Source organism: Aquibium sp. ELW1220 (assembly GCF_030398385.1).
In the GTDB taxonomy this organism is placed as follows: Bacteria; Pseudomonadota; Alphaproteobacteria; order Rhizobiales; family Rhizobiaceae; genus Aquibium.
In genome coordinates this window covers 74,026-100,195 of sequence record NZ_JAOAOQ010000015.1, presented here as the reverse complement: position 1 = coordinate 100,195, position 26,170 = coordinate 74,026, and the positions used below count along the sequence as shown (strand labels likewise).

General features: G+C 67.2%; 29 protein-coding genes. 12 read left to right on the top strand and 17 right to left on the bottom strand.

Going from position 1 to position 26,170, the window contains the following annotated elements:
- The first annotated feature begins 53 nt into the window (after positions 1–53).
- The 7 genes from N1F91_RS15290 to N1F91_RS15260 all read left to right on the top strand — a co-directional run bounded on the left by N1F91_RS15290 (position 54) and on the right by N1F91_RS15260 (position 5,665).
- The gene (locus N1F91_RS15290; RefSeq protein WP_289993282.1) at positions 54–893 is read left to right on the top strand and encodes an RNA methyltransferase; all 840 of its coding nucleotides are present in this window, start codon (positions 54–56) and stop codon (positions 891–893) included.
- Positions 886–1,707 carry a glutamate racemase gene (murI, locus tag N1F91_RS15285; protein ID WP_289993281.1) on the top strand — a complete coding sequence of 274 codons (822 nt, stop codon included), beginning with the start codon at positions 886–888 and terminating at the stop codon, positions 1,705–1,707. The genes N1F91_RS15290 and murI overlap by 8 nt, the downstream gene beginning before the upstream one ends.
- 253 nt (positions 1,708–1,960) lie before the next feature.
- Positions 1,961–2,800, top strand: coding sequence for an SH3 domain-containing protein (locus N1F91_RS15280; protein ID WP_289993280.1), 840 nt, complete (start codon positions 1,961–1,963; stop codon positions 2,798–2,800).
- A 275-nt stretch (positions 2,801–3,075) separates the two neighbouring features.
- Positions 3,076–3,693, top strand: a complete 618-nt coding sequence (rpsD, locus tag N1F91_RS15275) for a 30S ribosomal protein S4 (protein WP_289993279.1) — start codon at positions 3,076–3,078, stop codon at positions 3,691–3,693.
- A 97-nt stretch (positions 3,694–3,790) separates the two neighbouring features.
- Positions 3,791–3,970 carry a hypothetical protein gene (locus N1F91_RS15270; protein ID WP_289993278.1) on the top strand — a complete coding sequence of 60 codons (180 nt, stop codon included), beginning with the start codon at positions 3,791–3,793 and terminating at the stop codon, positions 3,968–3,970.
- Positions 3,967–4,848 carry a tRNA 2-thiocytidine(32) synthetase TtcA gene (gene ttcA, locus N1F91_RS15265; protein WP_289993277.1) on the top strand — a complete coding sequence of 294 codons (882 nt, stop codon included), beginning with the start codon at positions 3,967–3,969 and terminating at the stop codon, positions 4,846–4,848. Before N1F91_RS15270 ends, ttcA begins: the two co-directional genes overlap by 4 nt.
- Positions 4,838–5,665 carry an inositol monophosphatase family protein gene (locus N1F91_RS15260; protein ID WP_289993276.1) on the top strand — a complete coding sequence of 276 codons (828 nt, stop codon included), beginning with the start codon at positions 4,838–4,840 and terminating at the stop codon, positions 5,663–5,665. Before ttcA ends, N1F91_RS15260 begins: the two co-directional genes overlap by 11 nt.
- 18 nt (positions 5,666–5,683) lie before the next feature.
- Here the strand turns inward: N1F91_RS15260 and N1F91_RS15255 are convergent, their stop codons facing one another.
- From N1F91_RS15255 to N1F91_RS15220, 8 genes are all read right to left on the bottom strand, one after another.
- A complete protein-coding gene (locus N1F91_RS15255; RefSeq protein ID WP_289993274.1) occupies positions 5,684–6,931 on the bottom strand; it encodes a multidrug effflux MFS transporter in 1,248 nt (415 codons plus the stop codon).
- A gap of 128 nt (positions 6,932–7,059) precedes the next feature.
- Complete coding sequence (gene grxD, locus N1F91_RS15250) at positions 7,060–7,395, bottom strand: Grx4 family monothiol glutaredoxin (RefSeq protein ID WP_289993272.1); 336 nt, start codon at positions 7,393–7,395, stop codon at positions 7,060–7,062.
- Between the two features lie 132 nt (positions 7,396–7,527).
- Complete coding sequence (locus N1F91_RS15245) at positions 7,528–7,761, bottom strand: BolA family transcriptional regulator (protein ID WP_289993270.1); 234 nt, start codon at positions 7,759–7,761, stop codon at positions 7,528–7,530.
- Positions 7,761–10,151 (bottom strand): phosphoribosylformylglycinamidine synthase subunit PurL, encoded by a 2,391-nt coding sequence (gene purL / locus N1F91_RS15240; RefSeq protein ID WP_289993269.1) that lies wholly within the window; start codon positions 10,149–10,151, stop codon positions 7,761–7,763. The genes N1F91_RS15245 and purL overlap by 1 nt, the downstream gene beginning before the upstream one ends.
- A gap of 121 nt (positions 10,152–10,272) precedes the next feature.
- Positions 10,273–11,502, bottom strand: a complete 1,230-nt coding sequence (locus tag N1F91_RS15235) for a DUF6596 domain-containing protein (protein WP_289993268.1) — start codon at positions 11,500–11,502, stop codon at positions 10,273–10,275.
- A complete protein-coding gene (locus tag N1F91_RS15230) occupies positions 11,499–11,855 on the bottom strand; it encodes a YciI family protein (protein WP_289993267.1) in 357 nt (118 codons plus the stop codon). The genes N1F91_RS15235 and N1F91_RS15230 overlap by 4 nt, the downstream gene beginning before the upstream one ends.
- 18 nt (positions 11,856–11,873) lie before the next feature.
- Positions 11,874–12,464: a hypothetical protein gene (locus N1F91_RS15225; protein WP_289993266.1), complete on the bottom strand. Its 591-nt coding sequence runs from the start codon at positions 12,462–12,464 to the stop codon at positions 11,874–11,876.
- Positions 12,465–12,591: 127 nt separating this feature from the next.
- A complete protein-coding gene (locus tag N1F91_RS15220; protein WP_289993663.1) occupies positions 12,592–14,001 on the bottom strand; it encodes a PLP-dependent aminotransferase family protein in 1,410 nt (469 codons plus the stop codon).
- Positions 14,002–14,090: 89 nt separating this feature from the next.
- On the opposite strand from N1F91_RS15220, the gene N1F91_RS15215 reads away from it, so the two are divergent.
- Together N1F91_RS15215 and aroA are read left to right on the top strand one after the other, a co-directional pair.
- Positions 14,091–14,324, top strand: a complete 234-nt coding sequence (locus tag N1F91_RS15215; RefSeq protein ID WP_289993265.1) for a DUF1127 domain-containing protein — start codon at positions 14,091–14,093, stop codon at positions 14,322–14,324.
- A 135-nt stretch (positions 14,325–14,459) separates the two neighbouring features.
- Positions 14,460–15,719 (top strand): 3-phosphoshikimate 1-carboxyvinyltransferase, encoded by a 1,260-nt coding sequence (gene aroA, locus N1F91_RS15210; protein ID WP_289993264.1) that lies wholly within the window; start codon positions 14,460–14,462, stop codon positions 15,717–15,719.
- A 7-nt stretch (positions 15,720–15,726) separates the two neighbouring features.
- On the opposite strand, the gene N1F91_RS15205 is transcribed toward aroA, so the two are convergent.
- The 6 genes from N1F91_RS15205 to purC form a co-directional block, all read right to left on the bottom strand.
- Complete coding sequence (locus N1F91_RS15205; RefSeq protein WP_289993261.1) at positions 15,727–16,137, bottom strand: hypothetical protein; 411 nt, start codon at positions 16,135–16,137, stop codon at positions 15,727–15,729.
- A 127-nt stretch (positions 16,138–16,264) separates the two neighbouring features.
- Positions 16,265–16,858 (bottom strand): hypothetical protein, encoded by a 594-nt coding sequence (locus tag N1F91_RS15200; protein WP_289993260.1) that lies wholly within the window; start codon positions 16,856–16,858, stop codon positions 16,265–16,267.
- A gap of 44 nt (positions 16,859–16,902) precedes the next feature.
- The gene (gene purQ / locus N1F91_RS15195; RefSeq protein WP_289993259.1) at positions 16,903–17,571 is read right to left on the bottom strand and encodes a phosphoribosylformylglycinamidine synthase subunit PurQ; all 669 of its coding nucleotides are present in this window, start codon (positions 17,569–17,571) and stop codon (positions 16,903–16,905) included.
- Between the two features lie 34 nt (positions 17,572–17,605).
- Positions 17,606–17,857 carry a hypothetical protein gene (locus N1F91_RS15190; protein ID WP_289993257.1) on the bottom strand — a complete coding sequence of 84 codons (252 nt, stop codon included), beginning with the start codon at positions 17,855–17,857 and terminating at the stop codon, positions 17,606–17,608.
- Between the two features lie 17 nt (positions 17,858–17,874).
- Positions 17,875–18,117, bottom strand: coding sequence for a phosphoribosylformylglycinamidine synthase subunit PurS (gene purS / locus N1F91_RS15185; protein WP_289993256.1), 243 nt, complete (start codon positions 18,115–18,117; stop codon positions 17,875–17,877).
- 53 nt (positions 18,118–18,170) lie between these two features.
- Positions 18,171–18,968: a phosphoribosylaminoimidazolesuccinocarboxamide synthase gene (gene purC, locus N1F91_RS15180; RefSeq protein ID WP_289993255.1), complete on the bottom strand. Its 798-nt coding sequence runs from the start codon at positions 18,966–18,968 to the stop codon at positions 18,171–18,173.
- A 255-nt stretch (positions 18,969–19,223) separates the two neighbouring features.
- Here purC and N1F91_RS15175 point away from each other — a divergent pair, with 255 nt between their 5' ends.
- Entirely contained in the window at positions 19,224–19,544 is a 321-nt protein-coding gene (locus N1F91_RS15175) for a DUF1476 domain-containing protein (RefSeq protein WP_289993254.1), read from the top strand.
- A 93-nt stretch (positions 19,545–19,637) separates the two neighbouring features.
- A complete protein-coding gene (locus N1F91_RS15170; RefSeq protein WP_289993251.1) occupies positions 19,638–20,411 on the top strand; it encodes an HpcH/HpaI aldolase/citrate lyase family protein in 774 nt (257 codons plus the stop codon).
- 15 nt (positions 20,412–20,426) lie between these two features.
- On the opposite strand, the gene N1F91_RS15165 is transcribed toward N1F91_RS15170, so the two are convergent.
- From N1F91_RS15165 to N1F91_RS15155, 3 genes are all read right to left on the bottom strand, one after another.
- Positions 20,427–21,176 carry a sulfite exporter TauE/SafE family protein gene (locus N1F91_RS15165; protein ID WP_289993248.1) on the bottom strand — a complete coding sequence of 250 codons (750 nt, stop codon included), beginning with the start codon at positions 21,174–21,176 and terminating at the stop codon, positions 20,427–20,429.
- Positions 21,173–21,781, bottom strand: coding sequence for an NUDIX domain-containing protein (locus N1F91_RS15160; RefSeq protein ID WP_289993247.1), 609 nt, complete (start codon positions 21,779–21,781; stop codon positions 21,173–21,175). Before N1F91_RS15160 ends, N1F91_RS15165 begins: the two co-directional genes overlap by 4 nt.
- A gap of 118 nt (positions 21,782–21,899) precedes the next feature.
- Positions 21,900–23,951, bottom strand: coding sequence for an elongation factor G (locus tag N1F91_RS15155; protein ID WP_289993245.1), 2,052 nt, complete (start codon positions 23,949–23,951; stop codon positions 21,900–21,902).
- A gap of 360 nt (positions 23,952–24,311) precedes the next feature.
- Between N1F91_RS15155 and N1F91_RS15150 the strand changes: the two genes are divergently transcribed.
- On the top strand, positions 24,312–26,147 hold the full coding sequence (locus tag N1F91_RS15150) for a L,D-transpeptidase family protein (RefSeq protein ID WP_289993662.1): 1,836 nt from the start codon (positions 24,312–24,314) through the stop codon (positions 26,145–26,147).
- The last annotated feature ends 23 nt before the right edge of the window (positions 26,148–26,170 follow it).

Genomic DNA, 26,170 nt, shown 5'->3' with positions numbered 1-26,170 from the left:
TCGGGCCGCATGCCGACGCCTCCTGCCATTCCACGAGCCCGCCGAAGAGACGCATGAACCAGGACGACAGCGGCCATACGCCCACCTCCGCCGGACCGGCCATCATCCTCGTCGAGCCGCAACTCGGCGAGAACATCGGCATGGTCGCGCGTGCCATGGCCAATTTCGGGCTGAGCAACCTGCGGCTGGTCAGTCCGCGCGACGGCTGGCCCAACGAGAAGGCGATCGCGACGGCGAGCCGCGCCGACCACGTCATCCGCGCGACGCAGGTGTTCGACAAGCTCGAACACGCGATCGGCGACCTGTCCTTCCTCTACGCGACCACGGCGCGGCCGCGCGACGGCTTCAAGCCGGTACACGGGCCGGTGGAGGCCGGGCGCGAGCTTCGCGGACGCGAGCGGATCGGACAGCGCACCGGCATCCTTTTCGGCCGCGAAAAATTCGGCCTGTCGAACGAGGAGGTGGCGCTTGCGGACGTCATCGTGACATTCCCGGTCGATCCGGGCTTCTCGTCGCTGAACATCGCGCAGGCCGTCCTGCTGATGTCCTACGAATGGATGAAGGCCGGGCTCGATCGCGAGACCGACACCAACTTCCGCGGACCGGAGATGGAGCCGGCGTCCAAGGAGCATCTCAACTCCTTCATGGGCCATCTCGAGCGGGCGCTCGACGATCGCGGCTACTTCCGTCCGCCGGAAAAGAAGCCAAGGATGCTCGACGGCCTGCGTTCCGTCTTCACCCGGCCGGCCTTCGCCGAAGCGGAGATCAAGGTCCTGCGCGGGGTCCTGTCCTCTCTCGACTACTTCTCGCCAAAGGAGCCGCGCGGCGCCGGCTATCCGGACCGCAAGGCCGAGGCCGATCGCGCGGCCCGGTCGGAAGACGCGGATGAATAGCCGTCCGGTCCTGGTTTTCGATTCGGGCATCGGCGGGCTCACCGTGCTGCGCGAAGCGCGCGTGCTGATGCCGGACCGGCGTTTCGTCTATGTCGCCGACGATGCCGGCTTTCCCTACGGCGCCTGGGAAGAGCGCGCGCTCCGCGCACGGATCGTCGAACTGTTCGGACGACTGCTTTGCGAGCACGATCCGGAGATCGTTGTGGTCGCCTGCAACACGGCCTCGACGCTGGTGCTGCCCGACCTGCGGGCCGCCTATCCGGGAACGCCCTTCGTCGGCACCGTCCCGGCCATCAAGCCGGCGGCCGAGCGAACCGCCAGCGGCCTCGTTTCCGTGCTGGCGACGCCGGGCACGGTGAAGCGCCAGTATACCCGCGATCTGATCCGCGAATGGGCGACGAAATGCCATGTCCGCCTCGTGGGCAGCGACCGTCTGGCTTCTCTGGCCGAGGCCTACATGCGCGAGGGCTTCGTGGACGAGGATGCGGTACGCGCCGAGATCGAACCCTGCTTCGTCGAGCAGAACGGCCGGCGCACCGACATCGTCGTGCTCGCCTGCACGCACTATCCCTTCCTCGTCAACCGCATGCGCAAGACGGCGCCCTGGCCGGTGGACTGGCTCGACCCTGCCGAAGCGATCGCCCGTCGGGCGCTGTCGCTCCTGTCCCGCGACCCGGAGCGGGCCGAATCGGGCGGAGAGGACGAACCTCAGGATGAAGACGTGGCCGTCTTCACGTCGGGCACGCCCGATCATGCATTGCGACGCCTCATGCAAGGCTTCGGTCTGGCGGCCAGGCGAGTACATCCAGCTTAAGCGACTGGTTTGGCTCTCCTTTTCACGACACATCACAATCCGACACAATAAGTGTTGGCCGTAACCTTCGAAAGACGGAACGGTGTGGCCTGCGGCTGCACGTTAACAAATCATCGCCACATTCGGCTCCCAGACAGGTAGCCGACATGGCGGCCTTTCGTCATGTCATCCGGCGGGGGCCGGACATCAACCTGACGACGCTGGCTGGGGCGCTGCGGATCGGAGTGTCGACAAGCTTGCCTGGAGAGGGCACGTGACTGGTCAAACAGACGAACGAGGCGACCGCGGTCGCCAGGTTTTCATGACGGAACAGGAAAAACCTGTTGCGATCTTCCTGCCGCAGCACCGGCCCGGAAGGAGCATCGGTCCGTCGAAACCCGCCATCGCGGCTGTGATGGCCACAGTCGCCATCCTGGGCGGCAGCCTCTTCTTCATGACGCCGCGCGGCGAAGTCGCCCTGGCGCCTGTGGCGGCCGCCGCCATGGACGGCGCCGCGCCGGTGCGCAACGTTCCGCTCGACAATAGCGCGCAGGACGATGCCGTCGCGGCGATCGCGCCGGACACGGCGGCTGCGGCTGCGGCAGGCGCACCCGGGGCGGCCGAGCCCGCCGCTACTGCTGCTCCCGCGCCGGTTCCGGCGACGAAGGCGGCCAAAGTGGTCGACATCCCGCGGAAGGACGATCCCCGCTGGGCGCGGACCGAAACGAGGCAGGGATCCGCCGCTCTCGAGGCGATGCGCAAGCTGATCGTCGAGAAGGCAGCGCAGGTCGACGAGAGCGATTCGGGGCTTCTCGCCTATGCCGGCGGCGAAGGGAGTTCCGATTTTACCGGTTCGGATGCGGGGTCGCGCCGCCCGATGCAGATCGTGCTGCCGGCCGAACTGCCCGAGCAGCCCGATGCGTCGACGCGCACCGCATCGGTGAAAGCCCCCGTCAACATGCGCAAGGGTCCCGGCAGCAAGCATGGCGTCATGATGGTGATCCCGCGCCGCGCCAAGATCGAGGTCTTCGACTGTGACCTCTGGTGCAAGGTCGGCTACGAGGGCCGCACGGGATACATCTACAAGAGCTTCGTCGCGGGACGCACATCCTGAACGTGATGGGTGGTTGCAGGTGGTTTCCTCGCACGGGAGCACGACCGCCCCGCAATTCCGTCGTATCGCGCGCCGTTGACACCATCCGGCAATCGGCCTAAAGACCCGCCAGCACCGGTCCGCGAGGGCCGGTGTCTTTATTGACGTGTCCCGTGGATCGCCCGCATCGCTGCGCGGTGATCCTGTCAGGCTCCGAAAACGGGAGCCAGAGGAGGGCGCGTTTCCTTCGTCCGGCACGGCGACGTTCCGGACTGTTTCATTCGAAAGGGAATGCGATGAGCAAGCGCGAATCCGCAAAGTACAAGATCGACCGCCGTCTCGGCGAAAACATCTGGGGCCGCCCGAAGTCGCCGGTCAACAAGCGCGAATACGGTCCCGGCCAGCATGGCCAGCGCCGCAAGGGCAAGATGTCGGACTTCGGTCTGCAGCTGCGCGCCAAGCAGAAGCTCAAGGGCCATTACGGCGACATTTCGGAAAAGCAGTTCCGCAAGGTCTACGAGGAAGCCAACCGCATGCGCGGCGACACCTCCGAGAACCTGATCGGCCTGCTCGAGTCGCGTCTCGACGCGGTGGTGTACCGCGCCAAGTTCGTGCCGACGATCTTCGCGGCGCGCCAGTTCATCAACCATGGCCACGTCAACGTGAACGGCCGTCGTGTCAACATCGGCTCCTACCGCTGCCGTCCGGGCGACGTGGTCGAGGTTCGCGAGAAGTCCAAGCAGCTCGTCATCGTGCTCGAGGCCGTCCAGCTCGCCGAGCGCGACGTTCCGGACTATGTCGAGGCCGATCACTCCAAGATGACCGCCAAGTTCGCGCGCGTGCCTGGTCTCGGCGACGTGCCCTACGCGGTGCAGATGGAACCGAACCTGGTCGTCGAGTTCTACTCGCGCTGAGGTGTCGGCAGCATCGGATCTACAGACGCCCGGCCATGTGCCGGGCGTTTTGTTTTCTGCTATCGAAGAGACGCGACGGCGAAAGGGAAACGCATCCGTGGTCCGATTCATATATCCTGACGACACATTCTGCTTCCGGCCGCTTCACACCGTCCTGGCCATCTTTTTCGACGACGCCGGCGCGCTGGTCGCGCGCGTCCTGAAAGCGGACGGCAGCCCCTACGTGTTCGAGATCAAGGGCTTCGAGTTGATCGAAGCCGGAAAAGTCTATCCATGAACTCCCATGTCGGACGGGCAGAGCCAGCCGAGACCGCGGATGGATGCCATCCGATGTTCCGCGAGACGCCGGCATCGGTCGAGTTCAACCGGCTGCGCAAGCGCCTCCTGCGCAATGCGCGCCAGGCGCTGGAGGATTTCGCCATGGTGCGGCCAGGCGAGCGCTGGCTGGTGGCGCTGTCGGGCGGCAAGGATTCCTACGGGCTGCTCGCCCTGCTGCTCGACATGAAGTGGCGCGGCCTTTTGCCGGTCGAGCTGCTCGCCTGCAATCTCGATCAGGGCCAGCCCAACTTTCCGAAGCACGTGCTGCCGGACTATCTCGCCGCGCTGGGGGTTCCGCACCGCATCGAGTACCGCGATACCTACTCGATCGTGACGGACAAGATCGCCGAGGGCAGGACCTACTGCTCGCTGTGCTCGCGGCTGCGGCGCGGCCACCTGTACCGGATCGCACGCGAGGAGGGCTGCGCGGCGCTGGTGCTCGGCCATCACCGCGACGACATCCTCGAGACCTTCTTCATGAACCTGTTCCATGGCGGGCGGCTGGCCGCCATGCCGCCGAAGCTGCTCAACGACGAGGGCGACGTGATGGTGCTGCGCCCGCTCGCCTATTGCGACGAGGCGGATCTGACGAAGTTTTCCGAGGCGATGCGCTTTCCGATCATCCCGTGCGACCTGTGCGGCAGCCAGGACGGCCTGCAGCGCAACGCCATGAAGGCGATGCTCGACGGGATGGAAAGCAAGATGCCCGGGCGCAAGGACACGATGATCCGTGCGCTGGCCAACGCGCGGCCGAGCCATCTGCTCGATACGGCGCTGTTCGATTTCGCCGGTCTCGACGACAGGCGTGGCAAGGGGGAGCCCGGCATTGCGCTTTGACGACAGGGACGTCGACTGGCTTGCCGATCTTCTCGACGAGGCGGCGCAGCGCGAGATCATGCCGCGGTTCCGGCGGCTCGGTTCCGGCGAGGTTCGGCGCAAGACGAGCGCGATCGACCTCGTGACGGATGCCGACGTGGAGGCCGAGCGCTTCCTGACGGCGCGCCTGAGCCTGCGCTATCCGGGCGCCCTGGTGATCGGCGAGGAAGCCTGCGCGGAGGATCCCCGGCTGCTCGACGGCCTGGCGAAGGCTGATCTCGCCTTCGTGCTCGATCCCGTGGACGGCACCTACAACTTCGCCTCCGGCGTGCCGCTCTTCGGCGTGATCCTGGCGGTGGTGGCCAGGGGCGAAACGGTCGCCGGCCTGATCCACGACCCGCTCGGACGCGACTGCATGATCGCCGTCAGGGGCGGAGGAAGCCGGCTTCGGCACGAGGGCGGGCGCGAGACGGCCGTCCGCGTGGCGGCCGCCGCCCCCCTGACGGAGATGACCGGCAGCGCGTCTTGGCAGTATTTCGCGGAACCGGACCGGTCGCGGCTCGCGCGCAACCAGGCCAAGGCACTGTCGCAGATCGCCTATCGCTGCTCGGCACACGAGTATCGCCTGATCGCGAGCGGCCACGCGCATTTCGTCGTCTACAACAAGCTGATGCCGTGGGACCACCTGGCCGGGACGCTGATCCAGATCGAGGCGGGCGGCCATGTCGCGCGGCTGGACGGCAGCGCCTACCTGCCCGAGCATCTCGACGGCGGGCTGCTCGTGGCGCCCGACCGGGAGAGCTGGGCGGAACTGCGCCGCGAGCTCTGGGCCGACTGAGGCTCAGGCCGGTCCGGCTCAGACCGGCTGGTTCTGCGACCGGAAGAGGCGGCCCTTCTCGGCGATCAGCGTCATGATCAGGGCGATGACGGCGGCGACGAAGTAGCCGCCGGCCAGCGGCGCCACGGTGCCGTCGAAGGCCTGTCCGATCAACGCGCCGACCACGCCGCCGCCCACGGTCTGCAGGAAGCCCTGCACCGAGGAAGCCGTTCCGGCGACATGGCCGAGCGGCTCCATCGCGAGCGCGTTGAAGTTCGACCCGATCCAGGCGAACTGCACCATCGCGATCGCGAACAGGGTCAGGAACAGCCAGAACGGAATGGGCCCGGCCAGCGCCAGGACGAAGGAGATGGCGGTGACCGCGAGGAAGCCCAGGAGCGCTCCATGGGCCAGCCGCCGCATGCCGAAGCGTCCGACCATCCGGGCGTTGAGGAAGGACGACACGGCCATGAGACCGGCCACCAGCGCGAAGTAGAACGGAAACATCTCGCCGACGCCGTAGATGTCGACATAGACCTGCTGGGCGGAGTTGATGAAGCCGAACAGCGCGCCGAAGATGGCCGTCATCGCAATCGTGTAGCAGATCGCGACACGCTCGGTGAGGACGATGCGGAAGGCCTCGAAGATGACGGTGGCGGTAAACGGCCGGCGCTGGCTCATCGGCAACGTTTCGGGCAGGCGCAGCCCGGTCCAGACGGTGAAGGCGAGCGACATCACGCCGATGAAGATGAAGATCATCGGCCATTCCGAGAACAGCATGATGAACTGGCCGATGCCGGGTGCGATCACCGGAATGACCATGAACACCATGAAGACCAGCGACATGACCTCGGCCATGGCACGTCCGCCGTAGACGTCGCGCACGAGCGAGACGGCGATCACGCGTGTGGAGGCCGCGCCGAGACCCTGGATGAAACGCAGGACCAGCAGGATCGTGAACGAAGGCGCGAAGGCGCAGGCGAAGGCTGCGACGACATAGATGCCGAGCCCGACCAGCAGCGGGATGCGGCGGCCATAGCGGTCGGAAACGGGACCGAACACCAGCTGCGTCAGCCCGAAGCCGATGACATAGGCGGTGACGACCAGTTGTCTCGAGTTCTCGTCCTCGACGGCGAGGCTCATGCCGATCTGCTGCAGGGCGACCAGCATGATGTCGATCGCCAGGGCGTTCAGCGCCATGAGGCCCGCGGCGATCGCGATGAATTCCCAGCGGGGAATCGTCAGCAACGGCGCCTTTCGCGGCGAAGGGGTGACCGTCTGGTCCATGGCAATGCGTCCGAACTACACACAAACAAAAAGAAAAACGCGCCGGGGACGGCGCATTTCCGGCAATTGGTCCCGGGTGATGGTCCCGGGATCGCTTCTTTTCAGATCGCGGCGGTGCCGCGGACGTCTCAGGCGGCGCCCTTGACGCTCACGCCCTTCTCGTCGAGGAAGGTCTGCAGTTCGCCGGCCTGGAACATCTCGCGGATGATGTCGCAGCCGCCCACGAATTCGCCCTTGACGTAGAGCTGCGGGATCGTCGGCCACTGCGAGAATTCCTTGATCCCCTGGCGCAGCTCGTCGGACGTCAGCACGTTGATGCCCTTGTAGTCGACGCCGACATAGTCGAGAATCTGCACGACCTGACCGGAGAATCCGCACTGCGGGAAGCCGGGCGTGCCCTTCATGAACAGGACCACGTCGTTGCCCTTGACTTCGCTGGCGATGAAATCGGTGATGGCGCTCATGGCTGTCTTTCCTTCTTCGTCCGGTTCAAGGCCGGAGATGAAATGCGTGAATTGGCTAGGCCTTAGATAGAATATCGTCCGGTTCTTGTCGAGGCTGGGAGCGGCGTCGGCGCTTCGGGAGAGAGCCGACGATCAGTCCGGCACGCTGGTCTGCAGCGCGAGCGCGTGCAGGACGCCGCCCATGTTGCCCTTCAGCGCGTTGTAGACCATCTGGTGCTGCTGCACGCGCGATTTGCCGCGGAAGCTCTCGGCCACGACCTCGGCCGCGTAGTGGTCGCCGTCGCCGGCCAGATCGCGGATCGTGACCCGTGCGTCCGGGATCGATTCCTTGATGAGCTTCTCGATGTCGCGGGCATCCATTGGCATCAGTTTGCTCCATCCATGAATTTCGGGAACCAGCCTTCGTGGGCGGCGGCAAGATCGACGAGCGGAACGGCCCGGCCGTCGCCGAGCTTGAGGGAATCACCACCGGTCGTGCCCACCCAGGGCGCGAATATATCGAGCGAATTCGCTTCGTTCCACAACTCGGTCATCTCCTCGCCCTGCGGATCGAGGTCGATCTCCACCAGGTAGCGCCCCTGGTCCTCGCCGAAGAAGAAGGGGATCGGGTCGACATCGGCCGGACCGGGCAGCTCGCCGCCGATGCCGCCCGCCATCGCCATCTCGGCGAAGGCGATCGCGACGCCGCCGTCCGAGACGTCGTGGACCGCGGCCGCCGTGCCGCGCCGGATCAGCGACCGGACGAAGTCGCCGACGCGACGCTCGGCCGCCAGATCGACCGGCGGCGGCGTGCCGTCGGCAGCGCCGAAGACGTTCCGCAGATAGGCGGACTGGCCGAGATGCCCGTTGGCGAAGTCCCTGCGCGATCCGACGAGCAGCACGGCCCGCCCGGGCGTCTTGAAGCCGACGGTCGCCATCTTCGTCCAGTCGTCGATCAGGCCGACGCCGGCGATGGTGGGCGTGGGCAGGATCGCCTTGCCGTTCGTCTCGTTGTAGAGCGAGACGTTGCCGGACACGATCGGAAAGTCGAGCGCGCGGCACGCCTCGCCGATACCCCGGATCGCCTGGACGAGCTGGCCCATGATCTCGGGGCGTTCGGGATTGCCGAAATTCAGGTTGTCGGTCGCCGCCAGCGGCAGCGCTCCGGTCGCCGTGATGTTGCGCCAGCATTCCGCCACTGCCTGCTTGCCGCCCTCGAACGGATCGGCCTGACAGTAGCGCGGGTTGACGTCGGAGGAGAAGGCGAGTGCCTTGGACGGATGGGTGTCGATGCGAACGACGCCGGCGTCGCCGCCCGGCCGCTGCAGCGAATTGCCCTGGATCAGCGTGTCGTACTGCTCCCAGACCCAGCGGCGCGAGGACAGGTCCGGCGAGCCCAGAAGCGCCAGCAGCGCATCGGCGGGATCGAACGGATCGCCCGGGTATCCGGCGACCGGCGAGCGGCCTGCCAGCCAGGGCTTGTCGAAGGCGCGGCTCGCCTCGTTCAGCTCCGTCATCCGTTCGGCGGCGGTCGTGTCGCCGTCCAGCACGCGGGAGACGAGGTCGAGCATCTCTTCGCCCGGCTCGGGCGATGGTTCGGCCTGGGCCAACGGGGCAGGAACCGTTGGAACGACCCAGGGGCGGTCGTACTCCGGCGCCTGGTCGCCGAGGTCCTTGATCGGCAGGTTCGCGACCTCTTCGCCCTGGTGGAAGACGCGGAACCGAAGGTCGTCCGTGGTTTCGCCGACGATTGCGAAGTCGAGCCCCCACTTGCGGAAGATCGCCTCGGCTACGTCGCGCAGTTCCGGCTTGAGCACCATGAGCATGCGCTCCTGGCTCTCCGACAGCATCATCTCGTAGGCCGACATGCGTTCCTCGCGCACGGGCACCCTGTCGAGGTCGAGACGGATGCCGAGGTCGCCCTTGGCGCCCATCTCCACGGCGGAGCAGGTCAGTCCGGCCGCGCCCATGTCCTGGATGGCGATGACGGCGCCCGACGCCATTAGTTCCAGACAGGCTTCCAGCAGGCACTTTTCGGTGAACGGATCTCCCACCTGCACCGTCGGGCGCTTCTCCTCGATCTGATCGTCGAACTCGGCCGAGGCCATGGTGGCGCCGCCGACGCCGTCGCGGCCGGTCTTGGCGCCGAGATAGACGACCGGCAGGCCGACGCCCTTGGCCTGCGACAGGAAGATGCCGTCCGTCCTGGCGATACCCGCAGCAAAGGCGTTGACGAGAATGTTGCCGTTGTAGGCCGCGTCGAACTGGACCTCGCCGCCGACCGTCGGCACGCCGAAGGAATTGCCGTACCCGCCGACGCCTGCCACGACGCCCGACACGAGGTGGCGCGTCTTCGGGTGGTCCGGCTCGCCGAAACGCAGCGCGTTCATCGCCGCGATCGGCCGCGCGCCCATCGTGAAGACGTCGCGCAGGATGCCGCCGACGCCGGTCGCCGCGCCCTGGTAGGGCTCGATGTAGGAGGGATGGTTGTGGCTTTCCATCTTGAAGACCACGCAGTCGCCGTCGCCGATGTCGACCACGCCGGCATTCTCGCCCGGCCCCTGGATGACCCGGGGGCCGGTGGTCGGCAAGGTGCGCAGCCACTTCTTCGAGGACTTGTAAGAGCAGTGCTCGTTCCACATCGCCGAGAAGATGCCGAGTTCCGTGAACGAGGGCTCGCGCCCGATCAGGGTCAGGATCCGCTGGTACTCATCCGGCTTCAGCCCGTGCGCGGCGACGAGCTCGGGCGTGATCGGAACGATGTTGGGAATGGTCATGGCGGGCCCTGTCGTGCGATGGCGCGGTGTGTGCGCTCCATAGCGCAAGCCGGCGGCGGATGACACGGGGGGCGGTGCGGAAAATCGGCTGCTTGCCGCCTCGTCCTGAGGCCGTGTGGCATCAGGTCGACTGCATCTGCGCCTTGCGCTGCGACAGGAAGGCGCGGATGGACGGATCGGAAGCGAGAGCGATGGCGCGGTCATAGGCCATCGATGCGGCCGCACGGTCGCCCCTGCCGCGAAGCAGGTGAGCCCGCACCGCCCAACAGGGCTGGTAGCGTGCCGTCCGCTCCGGGGGGATGTCGCCGAGAATCGCGAGCGCTTCCTCTGCCTGTCCCGTCTCGCCCAGCGCAGCCGCCAGACCGGTCACAGCGCCGATGCTCGGGTGCAGCGCCACCAGGCCACGATAGAGCGCGGCGATCGCTGTCCAGTCCGTCGCGTATCCTCGTCCGCGGTTGGCGTGTGCGGCCTGGATCGCGGCTTCGATCTGGTATCGCCCGAGCGAAGCATTGGGGATGGCGAGCCGCATGGCGAGATCGGCGTCGTCCAGCATCTTCCGATTCCAGAGAGCCGGGTCCTGCTCGTCGAGGGGGATGAAGGCACCATCGGATCCGGAGCGTGCGGGGCGCCGCGCTTCGGCGTAGAGCATCAGGGCCAGCAGCGCCTGGGCCTCCGGTTCCCGCGGCATCCGGCTCGCCAGCACACTGCCGAGCCAGATCGCCTCGCGGGCAAGCGGCGCGCCCTTCGCGTCTCCCGCGGCGTGTCCGTCGGCACCCACCGTGTAGGCGGCATAGATGGCGTCGAGCACGTGTCCGAGCCGGGGCTTCAGGTCGTCAGGCGAGGGCAGTGCGAAACCGATGCCGGCCGTCTCGATCTTTGCGCGGGCGCGCGTCAGCCGCTGCCCCAGCGTGCCGGGCGAAACGAGGAACGCGCCGGACATGCGCTTTGCGTCGAGGCCGAGCACGACCTGCAGCATCAGAGGCGTGCGAACGGGTGCGGCGATTGCCGGGTGCGCGCAGACAAAGAGCAGGTTGAGCATGTGGTCCGGCATTGCGCCGTCATTGCTCGCGGCGCGCTCCTCTTCCAGGCGGACCAGATGCGCCTGCGCTGCGGCGGCCACGCGATCATGGCGCCTCGTATCGCTGTGACGGTTTTTCGCCGCAGCGATCAGCCAGGCTTCCGGCTTCTCCGGGACGCCGCGACGCGGCCATGTCTCCAGCGCACGCAGCAGTGCATCCGACAGGGCGTCGGCGGCAGCCTGGACGCTGCCGGTGCGAATGGCGAGAGTGGCGACGAGCCTGCCGTGGGACAGGCGCGCCACCTTCTCGATTTCGGCCGCTGCCTCGCTCACGCAGCCCCGCGCATGACGACCGGGCGAACCTCGACGGCACCCGAAGATGCGGCCGGATTGCGCGCGGCCCATTCCAGCGCCGTGTCGAGGTCCGGCACGTCGATGACGTAGTAGCCTCCGAGATGCTCCTTGCTGGCGGCGTAGGGGCCATCCTGGATATCGCGCGCCTCGCCGCGGATGCGCAGCGTGGTGGCGGTGTGGGGTGGGTGGAGGGCATTGCCGCCGACGAGGATGCCGGCCTGGACCAGCGCCTGCGTGTAGGCGCCCCAGAGCTCGCCGTCGGCGGCCGCACGCGCGGCATCGGCATCGGCGTAGTCGGCGGGGGAGGTGTAGTTGAGGATGATGTACTGCATGATCCGGTTCCTTCGCTGTCAGCGGGCAACGACGGCGGGCAACAGCGCCGTCGGCGTCCGGTCTGCACTGCACATGTCGTTGTCCGCCGGGCGGACGCCGAAGTGCAGCCCCTGCGCGGACATGGCCAGGATGTCATGGTCCTGTGCGCAGTCCGCCACCGGCTTCCAGGCGGCACAACCGCTCGCGGAGATGTCCGTCTCGAGATTGACGGTCAGACCGCACGCCGCCATGCCCATGCCCGCGACGATCTCCGGCACGTCGGTGAGCAGAGTGACATGCTTCCAGTCTTCGTTGAAGACGGTCCGGAACGCGCCGGGCGCGTCGTTCGAGGGCTCGCCGACCCGATAGGCGCCGCCGGTACGGAACTGGAAGGTGCGCATCGTCATCTGCGGGTCGAGCGCATGGGTGAAGATCAGGCTCCACTGGCCATCACGGAACACGAATTCGCGCGTCCCGAAGCCCCCATACCAGGGTTCGGCGGACGGGCTGACGAAGGTGCCGCGCAGGGATTGCAGCGCATCGCGCGCGTCGGCATCGGCGGCCCCCGAGGCGAACGTCAGCACGAGCAGTGCGGCCGCGGAAGACAGCGTGACAAGCAGGCTTTTCATGAGCATTTCTCCATCCTGGGACGGCGCCGGGATTGGCGCCGATACCCCAAGACGATTCGTGCCCTGCCGATTCCTACACGCTTGTCTGGAGCGCTCGAAAAAAGGCCGTCAGGCATTTCCGGACGCGTCAGCCGAAGCTGTCGTGGCCGGCGATGCCGCCTTCGAGGACGCGGCGGATGGTGTCGAAGCCGCGCGCCACGTCGTCGCGCGATGCGACGGAGGAAAAGCCGACGCGGATGCGGTGGTGGTTACGCTCGGTCCGGACCGGCTTGTACTCGTCCTCCTCGTCGACGAGCACGCCCTCGTCGGCGACGGCGCGGCGGAAAAGACCGGAGAGCCAGGGCTCGGGCAGCTTCATCCAGAGGAACGGGATGTCGGGCCGCGACGCGAAGTCGCTTCCGGCGAGGATCGTCTTGGCCATGGCCTCGCGGGCGGCTGTCTCGGCGCGGACGGTCCGGCGGATCGCTTCGGCCTCTCCCGACAGCACCAGCCGTGCGGCCGTCTCCGACATCAGGAACGTCGGCAGGCTGCCCGCGACCATCCGGCTCGCGATGTGCACGCGCTGGGCCGTGTGGGGCGGGCAGGCGACCCAGCCCGTGCGCAGGCCGGCCGCGACGCTCTTCGACAGGCTGCCGACATGGAAGGTGCGCTCGGGTGCCAGCGAAACCAGCAGTCCCGGCGCGCCCTCGACAAGGTTGCCGAAGACCATGTCCTCGATGAGCCAGACATTGTGTCGGCGCGCGATGCCGACGATCTCGGTCAGGCGCCTTTCCGGCAGCGTGGCCAGCGTCGGGTTGTGCAGGCTGGGCATCAGGAAGGCGAGCTTCGGGTGCTGCTGGGCGCAGACATGCTCGAAATCCTCGGGGATCATGCCGTCCGCGTCGATCTCGACCATGACCGGGCGCCTCCCGATCAGCGCGGCGCTGCGCGCGATCGAGGAGTAGGTGAGCGCTTCGAAGACGATACGGTCGCCCGGGGCCGTCATCGCGGCGATCACGGCCATGATGGCCGCATGCGCGCCCGCGGTCGGCACGATCGAGTCGGACGATGGCTGCCAGCCGGTGCGCGACAGCCAGGCGCGCCCCGCTTCGAGCCAGGCGGGCAGGGGCTGGCGGACATAGTCGAGCATGTCGGCTGCATGATCGCGCGCGATCCGCGCGGCCAGTTCGGAGATCTGGCGTGCCTGGCCCACGTCAGGTGCGGCAGTCGAGTCCATCCTGAGCTTCCCGGGCGTCGGCGCGAAGCGGGTGCCGCCGAATACCTCCTGCTGCGGCTGCCGCGCGGGCTCGTCGCCGCTGCCGAGCACGAATGTGCCGCGGCCGACCTCGCCAGAGACGAGGCCCCGCTCGCGAACCAGGGCATAGGCGCGGCCGATCGTGCCGATTGTCACGCCGAGGTCGAAAGCGAGATTGCGCTGGGGCGGCAACTTCATGCCAGCCGCGAGCGCACCGGCGGCAATGTCGGCTTCGATCCGGTCCGCGAGCCGCACGTAGATCGGTCCTTCGCCTTCCGACAGGGTGGGTAGCCAATTTGTCATCATGACAATTCCCTAGATTGTCACCGTATTCATGTCAATGCATACAGCCGCGGCGGGTGGTGGAACGAACCACACCAACGGGATTGACGATGATGGGTACAATAGACACATCCGCCGGTCGAGCGGAACCTGCTCCGGCTCGGCCGAGCGCGCGCACGGCCATCGCCGCCGCGTGGTCGGGGCTCGGCCACCGGTTTCGTCTGGTCGCGGAGCGCTGGCGCCAGAGGCGGGACCTGAGCGAACTCACCGACCATCAGCTGCGCGACATCGGCGTGACGCGGGAAGAAGCCCGCAGGGAAGCCGCCCGCCGGTTCTGGGACTGACGCACCGGTCGATCCTGCGGATCGGTCCCAGAGCTCCGCGGTGCCCGCCGTCTTGCCAAGGTGACGTGCCGTGCGCTACCGGACCCGCGCACGACGCTTCAAACGGCAAGTGGGGCAGCGCCCCGGCAGGACCGCATGTCGACCAAGGACAGACTGACCATCCACCCGGCCGCCGGCGCCTTGCGGGGGCGCGTGGCGCCGCCCGGATCGAAGTCGATCACCAACCGCGCCCTTCTTCTGGCCGGGCTCGCGCGCGGCGTGAGCCGTCTGACCGGGGCACTGAAGAGCGACGACACGCGCTACATGGCGGACGCGCTGCGCGCGATGGGCGTCACGGTCGAAGAGCCCGGCGAAACGAGCTTCGAGGTCACGTCCACCGGCGTCCTCAATCCGCCGGCAGGGCCGCTCTTCCTCGGCAATGCCGGAACGGCAACGCGCTTCCTCACGGCTGCGGTCTCGCTGGGGCAGGGCCGCTACGTGATCGACGGCGACCAGCACATGCGCAAGCGGCCGATCCAGCCGCTCGTCGACGCGATGCGCCACCTCGGCGTCGCCGTCGAGGCGCCGACGGGCTGCCCGCCGGTGACCGTCGACGCGACCGGTCGTTTCTCCACCGGCCGGGTGGTCATCGATGCGGGGCTGTCCAGCCAGTATGTCTCGGCGCTGCTGATGGTCGGCGCCTGCGGCCGGGAACCCTTCGAGATCGAACTCGCCGGGGCCGAGATCGGCGCGCGCGGCTATGTCGACCTGACGCTCGCCGCCATGCGCGCCTTCGGGGCGCGGGTCGGTCAGCCGTCGTCGTCCGTCTGGCGCGTGGAGCCTACGGGCTACGTCGCGACCGACTTCCACATCGAACCCGATGCGTCGGCGGCAACCTATCTGTGGGGTGCGGAGGTGCTGACGGGCGGGGCGATCGACATCGGAACGCCTGCCGCGTCCTTCACGCAGCCCGACGCCATGGCGCATGCCGTCATTTCGTCCTTCCCGCGCATGCCGGCCGTCATCGACGGGTCGCAGATGCAGGATGCCGTACCGACGCTCGCCGTGCTCGCCGCCTTCAACGAGACGCCCGTGCGGTTCGTCGGGATCGCCAATCTGCGCGTCAAGGAATGCGACCGCATCCGCGCGCTCTCGATCGGACTGAACGCCATCCGGTCCGGACTGGCAACGGAACTGGGCGACGATCTCCTCGTCGCGTCCGACCCGGCGCTCGCCGGGCAGCGTCTTCCGGTCGCCATCGACACCTTCGCCGACCATCGCATCGCGATGAGCTTCGCCCTGGTAGGGCTCAGGATCGACGGGATCACGATCCTCGATCCCGATTGCGTGGCGAAGACCTATCCCGGGTACTGGGACGCCCTGTCCTCGCTCGGCGTGTCTCTGGATCGCAGCTGAAGCCGGATCAGGCGGTGCAGCTCGTCGAGCCCGCCGCCCAGCGCGCGACATCCTTCTCGATGCGCGGTGCGAGCGGCGACGCGGCGAGCGGGCCATAGACCTGGGGCGATGAGCCCGCCACCGTGACAACCAGCTGCGGCAGGGATTGCGGCTTCCCGCGCGGGATGACGAGCAGCCGGGGCGTGCCCGTCGTGTTGAGCTCTGGAACGATGCCGTAGGCCTTGAACTCCGAATCGGGCAGCCAGCACCGATGCGCCTGCGTGTTGATCCTCTGCAGGGTCGACACCATCACCGAGCCGCCGCTGGCCGGAACCGGCTTTTCGGTCGCGGTGCAGGCGGCCGCGAGGATACCCGCGGCAAAGATTGCCAGGACGCGGGTCACGACCGGCGCGCGGCGCCGAGGCAATGCGGGAGACATGGTTCGCTTCCATCCGTTGGCTGATGCAGGGACCGATCCGGCCCCTCGCAGACGAAATGTATCTAGTGAGCCGAGGTTGCGCGGACCTGTCCGCTCGCAGCCGGTCCGGGCACCTGCGCGAAAAATTCTACTGGCGACGGCCGACCTGCCTGCGGATCGCCGACAGGATCTCCTTCTGAAGCGCCTTGTTGGCCGTCACCGTCCAGTGGTCGTCGCCGGCTCCGGCGATGTCTTTGCGCTTCGAGATGTCGATGTTGGTTATGCGCTTGCCGAGTTTCGGCGACGTGAGGGGAACCCCGAGGTTGTTGCCCGCGAAGTGGTAGTTCACGTAGCGCCGGACGTTGGGCGTCAGCGGCCCGTCAACGGTCGGATCGATGGTGATGACCAGATCCACCGGAATACCATCTGCTGCAAGGAGCGACGATACGGAGAGAGCCGCGTTGGCGCCGAAGGAATGGCCGACGATGACGACCGGGTTGGGGAGCTTTCCCGTCTTCTTGCGGTCTGCGATCAGCTGCGCGCGTACGGCACTGCCGGACAGATGGCCATGGACGATCGACTTCACACCGGCCCGCGCCAGTTGCGCCGACATGTCGTCGAGACCGGTCGAAAAGACGTTCAGGAAGCCGCGGATGAAGTAGACATGGGTGACGGGATCGGCCTTCGCCCTGGACGCGACCGCTGTCTGCGCCCAGGCCGGCGGGGCGCCAAGCAGTGCCAATGCAAACGCAAGGATCCATCCTGCGCGTGCAAAGGCTGCTCGTGTCACGCGGCGATCCCCAGTACGCTTTCGAAGATCGGCCGACCGTCGGCACCGCCATGCGCGGCCTCGATGAGGTTCTCGGGGTGCGGCATCAGGCCGAGAACGTTGCCCTCCCTGGACACGATCCCGGCGATGTCGTTGATCGAACCGTTGGGGTTGGTGCCTTCGGCATAGCGGAAGGCGACCTGGCGCTCGCCCTCGATGCGCGCCAGCGTCTCGGCATCGGCGAAATAGTTGCCGTCGTGGTGGGCGACGGGGCAGCGGATGATCTGGCCAGGCCGATAGTTGCGGGTGAAGGCGGTGTCGGTGTTCGACACTTCGAGCTTCACCTCGCGGCAGACGAATTTGAGCGAGGTGTTGCGCATCAGCGCACCCGGCAGCAGGCCGGCCTCGAGCAGGATCTGGAAACCGTTGCAGACGCCGAGAACCTTCACGCCCTTGCGCGCCTTCTCGGCGACCGCGCGCATCACCGGCATGCGCGCCGCGATGGCCCCGCAGCGCAGATAATCGCCATAGGAGAAGCCGCCCGGAATGACGATCAGGTCGACATCGGGGATGTCCGTCTCGGTCTGCCAGACGGTGAGCGGCGCCGTCCCCGAAATCTTGGTCAGCGCCGCGATCATGTCGCGGTCGCGGTTGAGGCCGGGGAGGAGGACGACGGCTGATTTCATGGGCGATGGATCCTCGAAGGAGTGCGGCGGACGGTCAGGGCTGGATCGGCCGCTGCGGCTCGGCGAACTCGCGCAGATCGAGGCGCCGCTCGATGCGGTCGAACCGTTCGTCGTGGCGGGCCAGCATGCCGTAGATGTTGTGGATGTCGGTCTGAACACCCATCATCGACAGGCGGACGGAGGTTATCTCCTGTTTCACCTCCGACAACGTCGCGTCGAAGCGATCCATCCTCTGGTGGATCGACTTCAGCAGCTCATACATCAGTTCGTTCGTCGCTTCAGCCATGCCCATCGACCGCAGTGTCAGATGATGGCGATACTATAGTTCTCGATGACCGTGTTCGCCAGAAGCTTTTCGCACATCGCCTTCAAGTCTGCCTCTGCCTTGACCCGGTCTGAACTCTGGATCTCGACGTCGAAGACCTTGCCCTGGCGCACGGAGCCGACGCCTTCGAAGCCGAGGGCGCCGAGCGCGCCCTCGATTGCCTTGCCCTGCGGATCGAGAACGCCGTTCTTCAGCGTCACGGTGATTCGCGCCCTGATCACGAGGCGGTACTCCTGTTCGATGAACTCAGCGATGAACCCGGTGCGGCGGCCGCTCAGTGCGGCTTACCGCGACCCTTGCCGTTGCCGGAGGTGACGAGCACGGGCCCGCTCGGCTTCTGCGGCTCGTTCTCGTTCATGATGCCCAGCCGGCGCGCAACCTCCTGGTAGGCTTCCACCAGGCCGCCCATGTCGCGGCGGAAGCGGTCCTTGTCGAGCTTGTCGTTGGTGGCGATGTCCCACAGACGGCAGGAGTCGGGAGAGATCTCGTCGGCCACGACGACGCGCATCATGTCGCCCTCGAACAGGCGGCCGCACTCCATCTTGAAGTCGACGAGCTGGATGCCGACGCCGAGGAAGAGACCGGAGAGGAAGTCGTTGACGCGGATGGCGAGCGCCATGATGTCGTCGATTTCCTGCGGCGAAGCCCAGCCGAAGGCCGTGATATGCTCCTCGGACACCATCGGATCGTCCAGCGCATCGGCCTTGTAGTAGAATTCGATGATCGAGCGGGGGAGGACGGTGCCTTCCTCGAGACCGAGCCGCTTGGACAGCGAGCCGGCGGCGATGTTGCGCACCACCACCTCGAGCGGGATGATCTCGACTTCCTTGATCAGCTGCTCGCGCATGTTGAGCCGGCGGATGAAGTGAGTCGGGATGCCGATCCGGTTCAGATGCGTGAAGATGTGCTCCGAGATGCGGTTGTTGATGACGCCCTTGCCATCGATCACCTCGTGCTTCTTCTTGTTGAAGGCGGTGGCGTCGTCCTTGAAGAACTGCACGAGCGTGCCGGGTTCCGGCCCTTCGTACAGGATCTTGGCCTTTCCTTCGTAGATGCGGCGGCGGCGGTTCATCTGGTTTGGAGGTCCTTGCGAAAGGAGGGGACCGGGTCGGGAGCGACGGCAGCGGCCGAATACGGTGTCTATGCCGCGGTCTGTATCGCAACTGCGCCATCTTCTCAACGTGCAATCGCGGGCCCTGCAACGCTTTGCGGCGATCGTGGCGCGACAGTTTGCTCGTGCGTGCGCTCCGACACCCGATTCCCTTTGATTTCACAGCTGAGCCACCATATTGAACCACCGGGATTCCACTTTGCCGGAGGCGACGCCATGACCAACATGAACGACCGCAGGGACGCGTTCGAGAGCAAGTTCGCGCATGACGAGGAACTGAAGTTCAAGGCGACCGCGCGGCGCAACAAGCTGCTCGGCCTCTGGGCCGCCGAAAAGCTCGGCAAGACGGGCGATGCGGCCGATGCCTATGCGAAGGAGGTCATCGCGTCCGATTTCGAGGAGGCCGGCGACAACGACGTGTTCCGCAAGATCCGCAGGGATTTCGATGCCGCTGGCGTCGAGCAGTCCGACCACCAGATCCGGCGGACCATGGACGAACTCCTGGCGGTTGCGGCCGAACAGCTCACCAAGGGCTAGGGACGTTAGGGTCGAGGCGGGCGAGGCGCCGCAGGCGGCCTCGCTCCGGAACGGGACGTTGAAGGCGCACGCGCCGGTCGGGGAGACGACGACATGACCACGCTTATCTCGCGGCTCGCCGCCGGTGAAACCCTTTTCACGGCCTGGTCGAGCATCCCCGACGCGTTGACGGTCGAGGTGATGGCCGGACAGGGCTACGATGCCGTCACGCTCGACATGCAGCATGGCGGCCATCACGAGGACAGCGTGCTGCGGTCGATTCCCGGCATCCTGCGCTCAGGTGCGCATCCGGTCGTGCGCATCCCGGTCGGGCGCTTCGACATGGCCAGCCGCGCGCTCGACTTCGGCGCCGAGGCGGTTATCGCGCCGATGATCAATTCGGTCGCCGATGCGCGCGCCTTCGGGGCCGCGATGAAGTACCCGCCGCTCGGCGAGCGCTCATGGGGCCCCACCTTCGCGCTGCCGCGCAGCGGCAACCGCGACACCCAGGACTGGCTCGTCAATTCCAACGGTCGGACGCTTGCCTTCGCCATGGTCGAGACACGGGCGGCGCTCGATGCCCTCGACGGCATTCTGGAAGCACCCGGCATCGACGGTATCTTCGTCGGCCCGGCCGATTTCTCGATCGCCTGGACGGGCGGCACCGCAGTCGATCCGGTGCGCGAGGACATGATGGACGTGATCGCCGACATCGCCAGCCGCACCCTGGCGGCCGGGAAGGTCGGCGGCATCTATCTCACCAACGTCGCCATGGCCGGCCGCTTCGCAGCGATGGGCTACCGTTTCCAGGCGGTGGCATCCGAGATTCGCGCCATCGCCACCGGTTCCGCTGCCTTGCTGGGCGAGGCGCGCGGAAGCCTGAAATAGCGCGCGGCGACCCTTTCAGAACAGGGCTTCCACGAGCAGTTTCGCCGACAGGACCGCCAGGATCGCCAGGATGACGCGGTCCAGCACCTGCGGCGACACCCTCGATGCAAGGGCTGCGCCCAGCGGCATGGCGAGCGACACCGGGACCAGGGCGAACAGGCTGTAGAAGATCTCGTTCTCGCGAATGAGACCGTTCGTCGAAGCGATCGCCAGCTGGACCACGGTGAACGTCACGAACAGCACCGAAATCGTCGCGATGAAGCTCTCGCGCGGCAGCCGAAGCGCGTTGAGAAAGGTGATGCTCACCGGAGCCGAGAGACCGGCTCCGCCCTGCAGCATGCCGGCCAGCAGTCCCGCCGGTGCCGACAGCCAGTGCGCCGGTCCCATCGGCAGGATCCAGTGCGGTCGCGACAGCCGCAGGACCACGTAGAGCAGGGCCGCGACTGCCACGCACAGCGACAGGAGATCCGGGTCGAAGGTCTTGAGCGCCATGGTCCCCAGCCCGGCGCCGACGAAGCCGCCGGCCAGCAGCGGCAACATGAACGGCCAGCGAAGCAGATGCGCGCGAAACCGCACCGCCTGCCACAGGTTGGTGAGGAGGTTCGGAACGAGCATCACGATGACGGCGAAACGCACGTCGAAGAAGGTGGCGAGCGCCGGGACGGCCAGGACGGGCGCACCTGCTCCGGTCGCGCCCTTGAGGAGGCCGCCGCCGGCGAGGCAGACCACGATGACGGCGATCTCGGCGAGGAGCGTCGCGCTCATGCCGCCGGCACCGGCGGGGCGGCCCGGCCGGGCGCTGCCGCGGCGAGCATGAGGTGCTGCAGCAGCATGATGGTCTTGGCGTCGATGATCCGGCCATCCCCGACCGCAGCGAAGGCGTCTTCGAGGGAAAGCTCCACGACTTCGATGTCCTCGCCTTCGCTCGCCGCGCCGCCGCCTGCGGATATGCGGTCGGTCGGCGAATACTGCGCCGTGAAGCACCAGAGCCGTTCGCTGACGCTGCCCGGGCTCATGTAGGGAGAGAATGCCAGCGTGACGCGGTCCAGCCGATAGCCGAGTTCTTCTTCGGCCTCCTTGCGGATGCAGGTCTCGGGATCGTCCGCGTCGAGGAGCCCGGCGCAGACTTCGAGCAGGGGGTCGCGATGCCCGGTCAGAAAGGCCGGCAGCCGGAACTGCCGGACGAGAAGCACCGTGCCGCGGGCGGGATCGTGGGGCAGGATCGCCGCACCGTGGCCACGGTCGTAGACCTCGCGCGTCTGCCGCTCCCACGCGCCGTCGCGGCGCCGGTAGTCGAAGACGTGTTTCGTCAGGACACCCCAGTTGTCCGAGAGCAGTTCCTCGCTGACGAGGCGGACAGGATCGTTCACGCTTGCGCTCCCATGCGGTTCGCGCAGAGCAGTAGTCGGCCTGCCGGCTGCTCGCAATGGTGCAGCCGGCACTGCCGCCGGGCCAGCCGATGGCGCCCGGCGGTGCGTGCCGCGACCATCAGGCGGCCTTGCTGGCCCTGGCGTTCGCGACCTCGTCGGCCTGCCGTCCCGTGAGTTCGGCCATGTGATCGAAGGTTGCGCGGTAGGTTGCGACGCCGGCCGTGGCCGAGCGCAGCTCGACGATCAGGTCGCCGATCTCGGCCTGCGGCATCATCGCCTCCACCACGTCCCAGCCGTTCCAGCCGGGGCGGGCGTCGAAACCGAGGATCTGGCCGCGCCGCTGCGGCAGGATGGCGGTGACGCGGGCCGTGGCGTCGGACGGCGTGAAGACTTCGATGCGCATGATCGGCTCCAGAATCACCGGCGCGCAGGAGGATATCGCCTCGCGCATGGCCAGCCGCGCCGCCATCTGGAACGCCATGTCGGAGGAATCGACGGCATGGAAGGAACCGTCGGAGAGGTTCACGGCAAGGTCGACCAGCGGAAAGCCCAAGGACCCGGCCTTGAGAAAGTCGCGGACGCCGGCCTCCACCGACGGGATGTACTGCTTGGGCACGACGCCGCCGGTGATGGTGTCGGTGAATTCGAAGCCGGCACCGCGGGGCAGGGGCCTTATCTCCAGCACGACGTCGCCGAACTGCCCGTGACCGCCCGACTGCTTCTTGTGACGGCCGCGCTGGGTGGCGGACTTGCGGATGGTTTCGGCATAGGGAACGCCGGGCCGGGCGGTCTCCGCCACGATCTGATACTTGCTTTCGAGCCGCTCGACCGTGACGCGCAGATGCATCTCGCCATGGCCGGAGATCACGGTCTCGCCGGTTTCCTTGTGCTCGATCGAAAGCGACGGATCCTCCTCGGCGATCCGGTGGAGGGCGACCGACATCTTCACCTCGTCCTTGCGCTCCCGCGGTCGCAGCGCCAGCGCGTAGACGGGCTCGGAAGCCGGGCGCGGCCGCAGGGCCGTCGCAGGCGGCGCCTTGCCCGCCGCCGCGGTGTCGCCGGTGCGCAGATCGTCGAGCTTGCCCAGCGCCACCGTCGTCCCTTCGTCGGCCGACGCGATCCTGGTCTGGTCGCGGCCAAGCAGCCGGTACAGCCCCGAGACGCGACCGCTGCGCCCGTCGGTCGCGGTGATGTCGGTGCCATCGGCGACCGAGCCCGCCATCACCCGCGCCACGGAGAGCTTGCCGCCATGGGGCGTGTGAATGGTCTTCATGACCTGCAGGTGGGAGCCGGCGTCTTCCAGGCCCAGGCGTCTGCGGGTTACGGAGACGTCGGGGGCGTCGTGGCGGATCGCCTTCAGCAGACGCAGGATGCCGTTGCCGTGCTCGGCCGAGCCGATCAGCACCGGAACGACCGCACCCTCGCGCAGGTCGGCCGAAAGGTCGTCGAAGATTTCGTCGCGGGGCGGGTCGATCTCCTCGAGGAGTTGCTCCATCAGCAGGTCGTCATGGTCGGCGAGGCGCTCCAGCATCGAGAAGCGGGCCTCGATCTCGCGCGCCCGGTCGTCGTCCGGGATCGGCGCGATCTCGCTCTCGGCATGCTCCCGCCAGACATAGGCGCGCTCCAGCGCGAGGTCGATCGACCCCACCACGATGCCGTTCTTCCGCAGCGGTATCTGGCGCAGCAGCAGCGGCGCGGTGCTGGCGGGCTGCAGCATCTTCAGCGTGTCCCGGACGCCTTCGGCCGACTTGTCCACCTTGTTGAGGAAGAGCATGCGCGGGAGGCCGATCTCGTCCAGCCTGCGCATGATGAGCTGCAGCGCGGGGATCTTCTTCGGGTCGGGCTCGGCGACCACGACGGCCAGATCGCAGGCCGCCAGCACGGGATCGGCCTCGTGCGCGAATTCGATCGAGCCCGGGCAGTCGACGAATGTCATGCTCTCGCCCATGAACTCGGTCGCGGCGAACGTCGCCTCGACGCTCATCTGGTGGGCGCGCGCTTCCGGCGATGCGTCACCGACCGTGCTGCCGGACGTGATTGTGGACTGGCGCTGGATCGCCCCGGTTCGGGCCAGCAATGCTTCCAGAAGTGTCGTCTTGCCGCTGGCGAAGGGACCGACAATGGCGATGCATTTCGGTCCCGTGCGTCTTCCTCCGGCGCGATTTCCCATGGTGAACGGCCTCCTCCTCACACTTTTCTGTGAGCGGCGGCCGGCCTCCCGGCCGTCGCGCGCCGGGCCGTATTGCCCGGCTGAGAGGCATCGTCCCACGGCTTTTGCGCAGTGGCAAGACGATTCGGTCGTCCGGACCGGTCGCGGCGCCGCCCGGGAGGAGGTGCCGGCAGGGGCCCCCGGTCGCGATTGCCTTTATGAAAACTTAACCTCGGAGCATCAATTCATTATAGTGTCGAGCATGGACCTTCCGGCCATGTGCCTGTCGCGTCAGCGGCGGCTCGACATGATGGCAGGCCGGGACCGAGGATGCCGCACGGCGGCGGAAACGATGGACATTCGATGACCCCTACATCCCGCATGACGATCGTCCCGGCGCTCATTCTCGGTACCCTGATCGGGGGCGCCGCGACGCCCGCCCACGCCGAGAACCTGTTCAAGATGCTGTTCGGCGGCGGCATCCAGCAGCGCGAGCGCGAGCGTCGCGCCGACGAGGTGCTCCGGCCTCAGGCGGCTCCCGCGCCGGTGGTGAAGATTTCGGCACCGAGCTACCGCGCCTACAAGGCCGATCCGCTCGTGTCGGTATCGTTCCGGACCCTGCTGGAAGCGCCTCGCAGCATCTCCTTCGAGCCCTCCCTGGACGGCGGCTCCTTCGTCGAGGCGCTCCAGGGTCTGGACGGCTTCGAGCTTGCTGCCGAAAAGCCGGTCGCCAAGGCGATCGAGGCCTATTATGCGGCGCACGAGGACTTCATCTGGGTCAGCGGCACCAGCGTCAACACCCGGGCGGTCGAGGTCCTGCGCGTGCTCGGGGAAGCGGCGAGCTACGGTCTCGATCCGGCCGACTACGCCGTCAGGCCGCCTTCGCCGGGCTTCGACATGACCGACATGCCGGCACGTCACCGCGACCTCATCCGCTTCGAGATGGCGCTGTCGGCGCGCGTGCTGCGTTATGTCCGCGACGCGTTCGGCGGCAGGATCGATCCGAACCGCATCTCCGGCTACTACGACTTTCCCGAGAAGCCGCTCGATCTCGAGGCGGTGCTGGGCACGCTTGCGCGCACGCAGGACGTCCGCCCCTACCTGGAGTCGCGTCATCCGCAGAACGAGCGCTACCAGGCGCTGCGGGCGGAACTCGAGGTCCTGCGGGCCGGCCGCGAAAACGACATCGTGGTCGATGCAAAGCTGTTCCTGAAGCCCGGCGGCACCAGCCCGGAACTGCCCAAGCTGTTGCAACTGTTCAGCCGCGAGACCGACGACGCGTTCCGCGCCGAACATGCCGCGGTTCTTTCGGCTAATGCGGCGACGGAAGCCTACGGGCCGGAGCTCGTCGCCGTCGTGAAGGCCGCGCAGGCCTTCAAGGGGCTGTCTGCCGACGGCATCATCGGACCGCGCACCGTCTCGGCCTTCGCCGGGGTTTCGAAGGCCGACCGCATCGCCAAGGTGGAGGTCGCGCTCGAGCAGCTTCGCTGGCATCCGTCGGATCTCGGCAGCCCGCGCGTCTTCATCAACCAGCCGGCCTATACCGCGACCTACAACGAAGGTGGCGAAGACCGGCTGTCGATGCGGGTGGTGGTCGGCAAGGTCTCCAACCAGACGAGTTTCTTCTTCGACGAGATCGAGCAGATCGACTACAATCCCTACTGGGGCGTGCCGCAGTCGATCCTCGTCAACGAGATGCTGCCGAGGCTGCGCCAGGATCCGGGCTATCTCGATCGCTCCGGCTATGAGATCACCGACGCGAAGGGACGGCGCATCTCGTCCTCGTCGATCAACTGGTACCAGTATGGCGGCAAGGTCCCCTACAATGTGCGCCAGACGCCGAGCGAGGCGAACGCGCTTGGCGAACTGAAGATCCTGTTCCCCAACAAGCACGCCATCTACATGCACGACACACCATCGAAGAGCCTGTTCCAGCGCGACGCGCGCGCCTTCAGCCACGGCTGCGTGCGCCTGTCTGATCCCCGGGCCATGGCGGCCGCCGTGCTGGGCAAGCCCGTGGAGCACGTTGCGGACAAGATCCGCCAGGGCCATTCCACCGAGAAGGTGACGCGCAAGATTCCGGTCTATGTCGCCTATTTCACGGCCTGGCCCGACCAGAGCGGCACGGTCGAGTATTTCGACGACGTCTACGACCGGGATTCGCGCCTCCTGAAGGCGCTGGAGGCGACCGCCGAGGTGCGCGCGCCGACAAGCTGACCGGCACACCGGCGGCGCGCGAT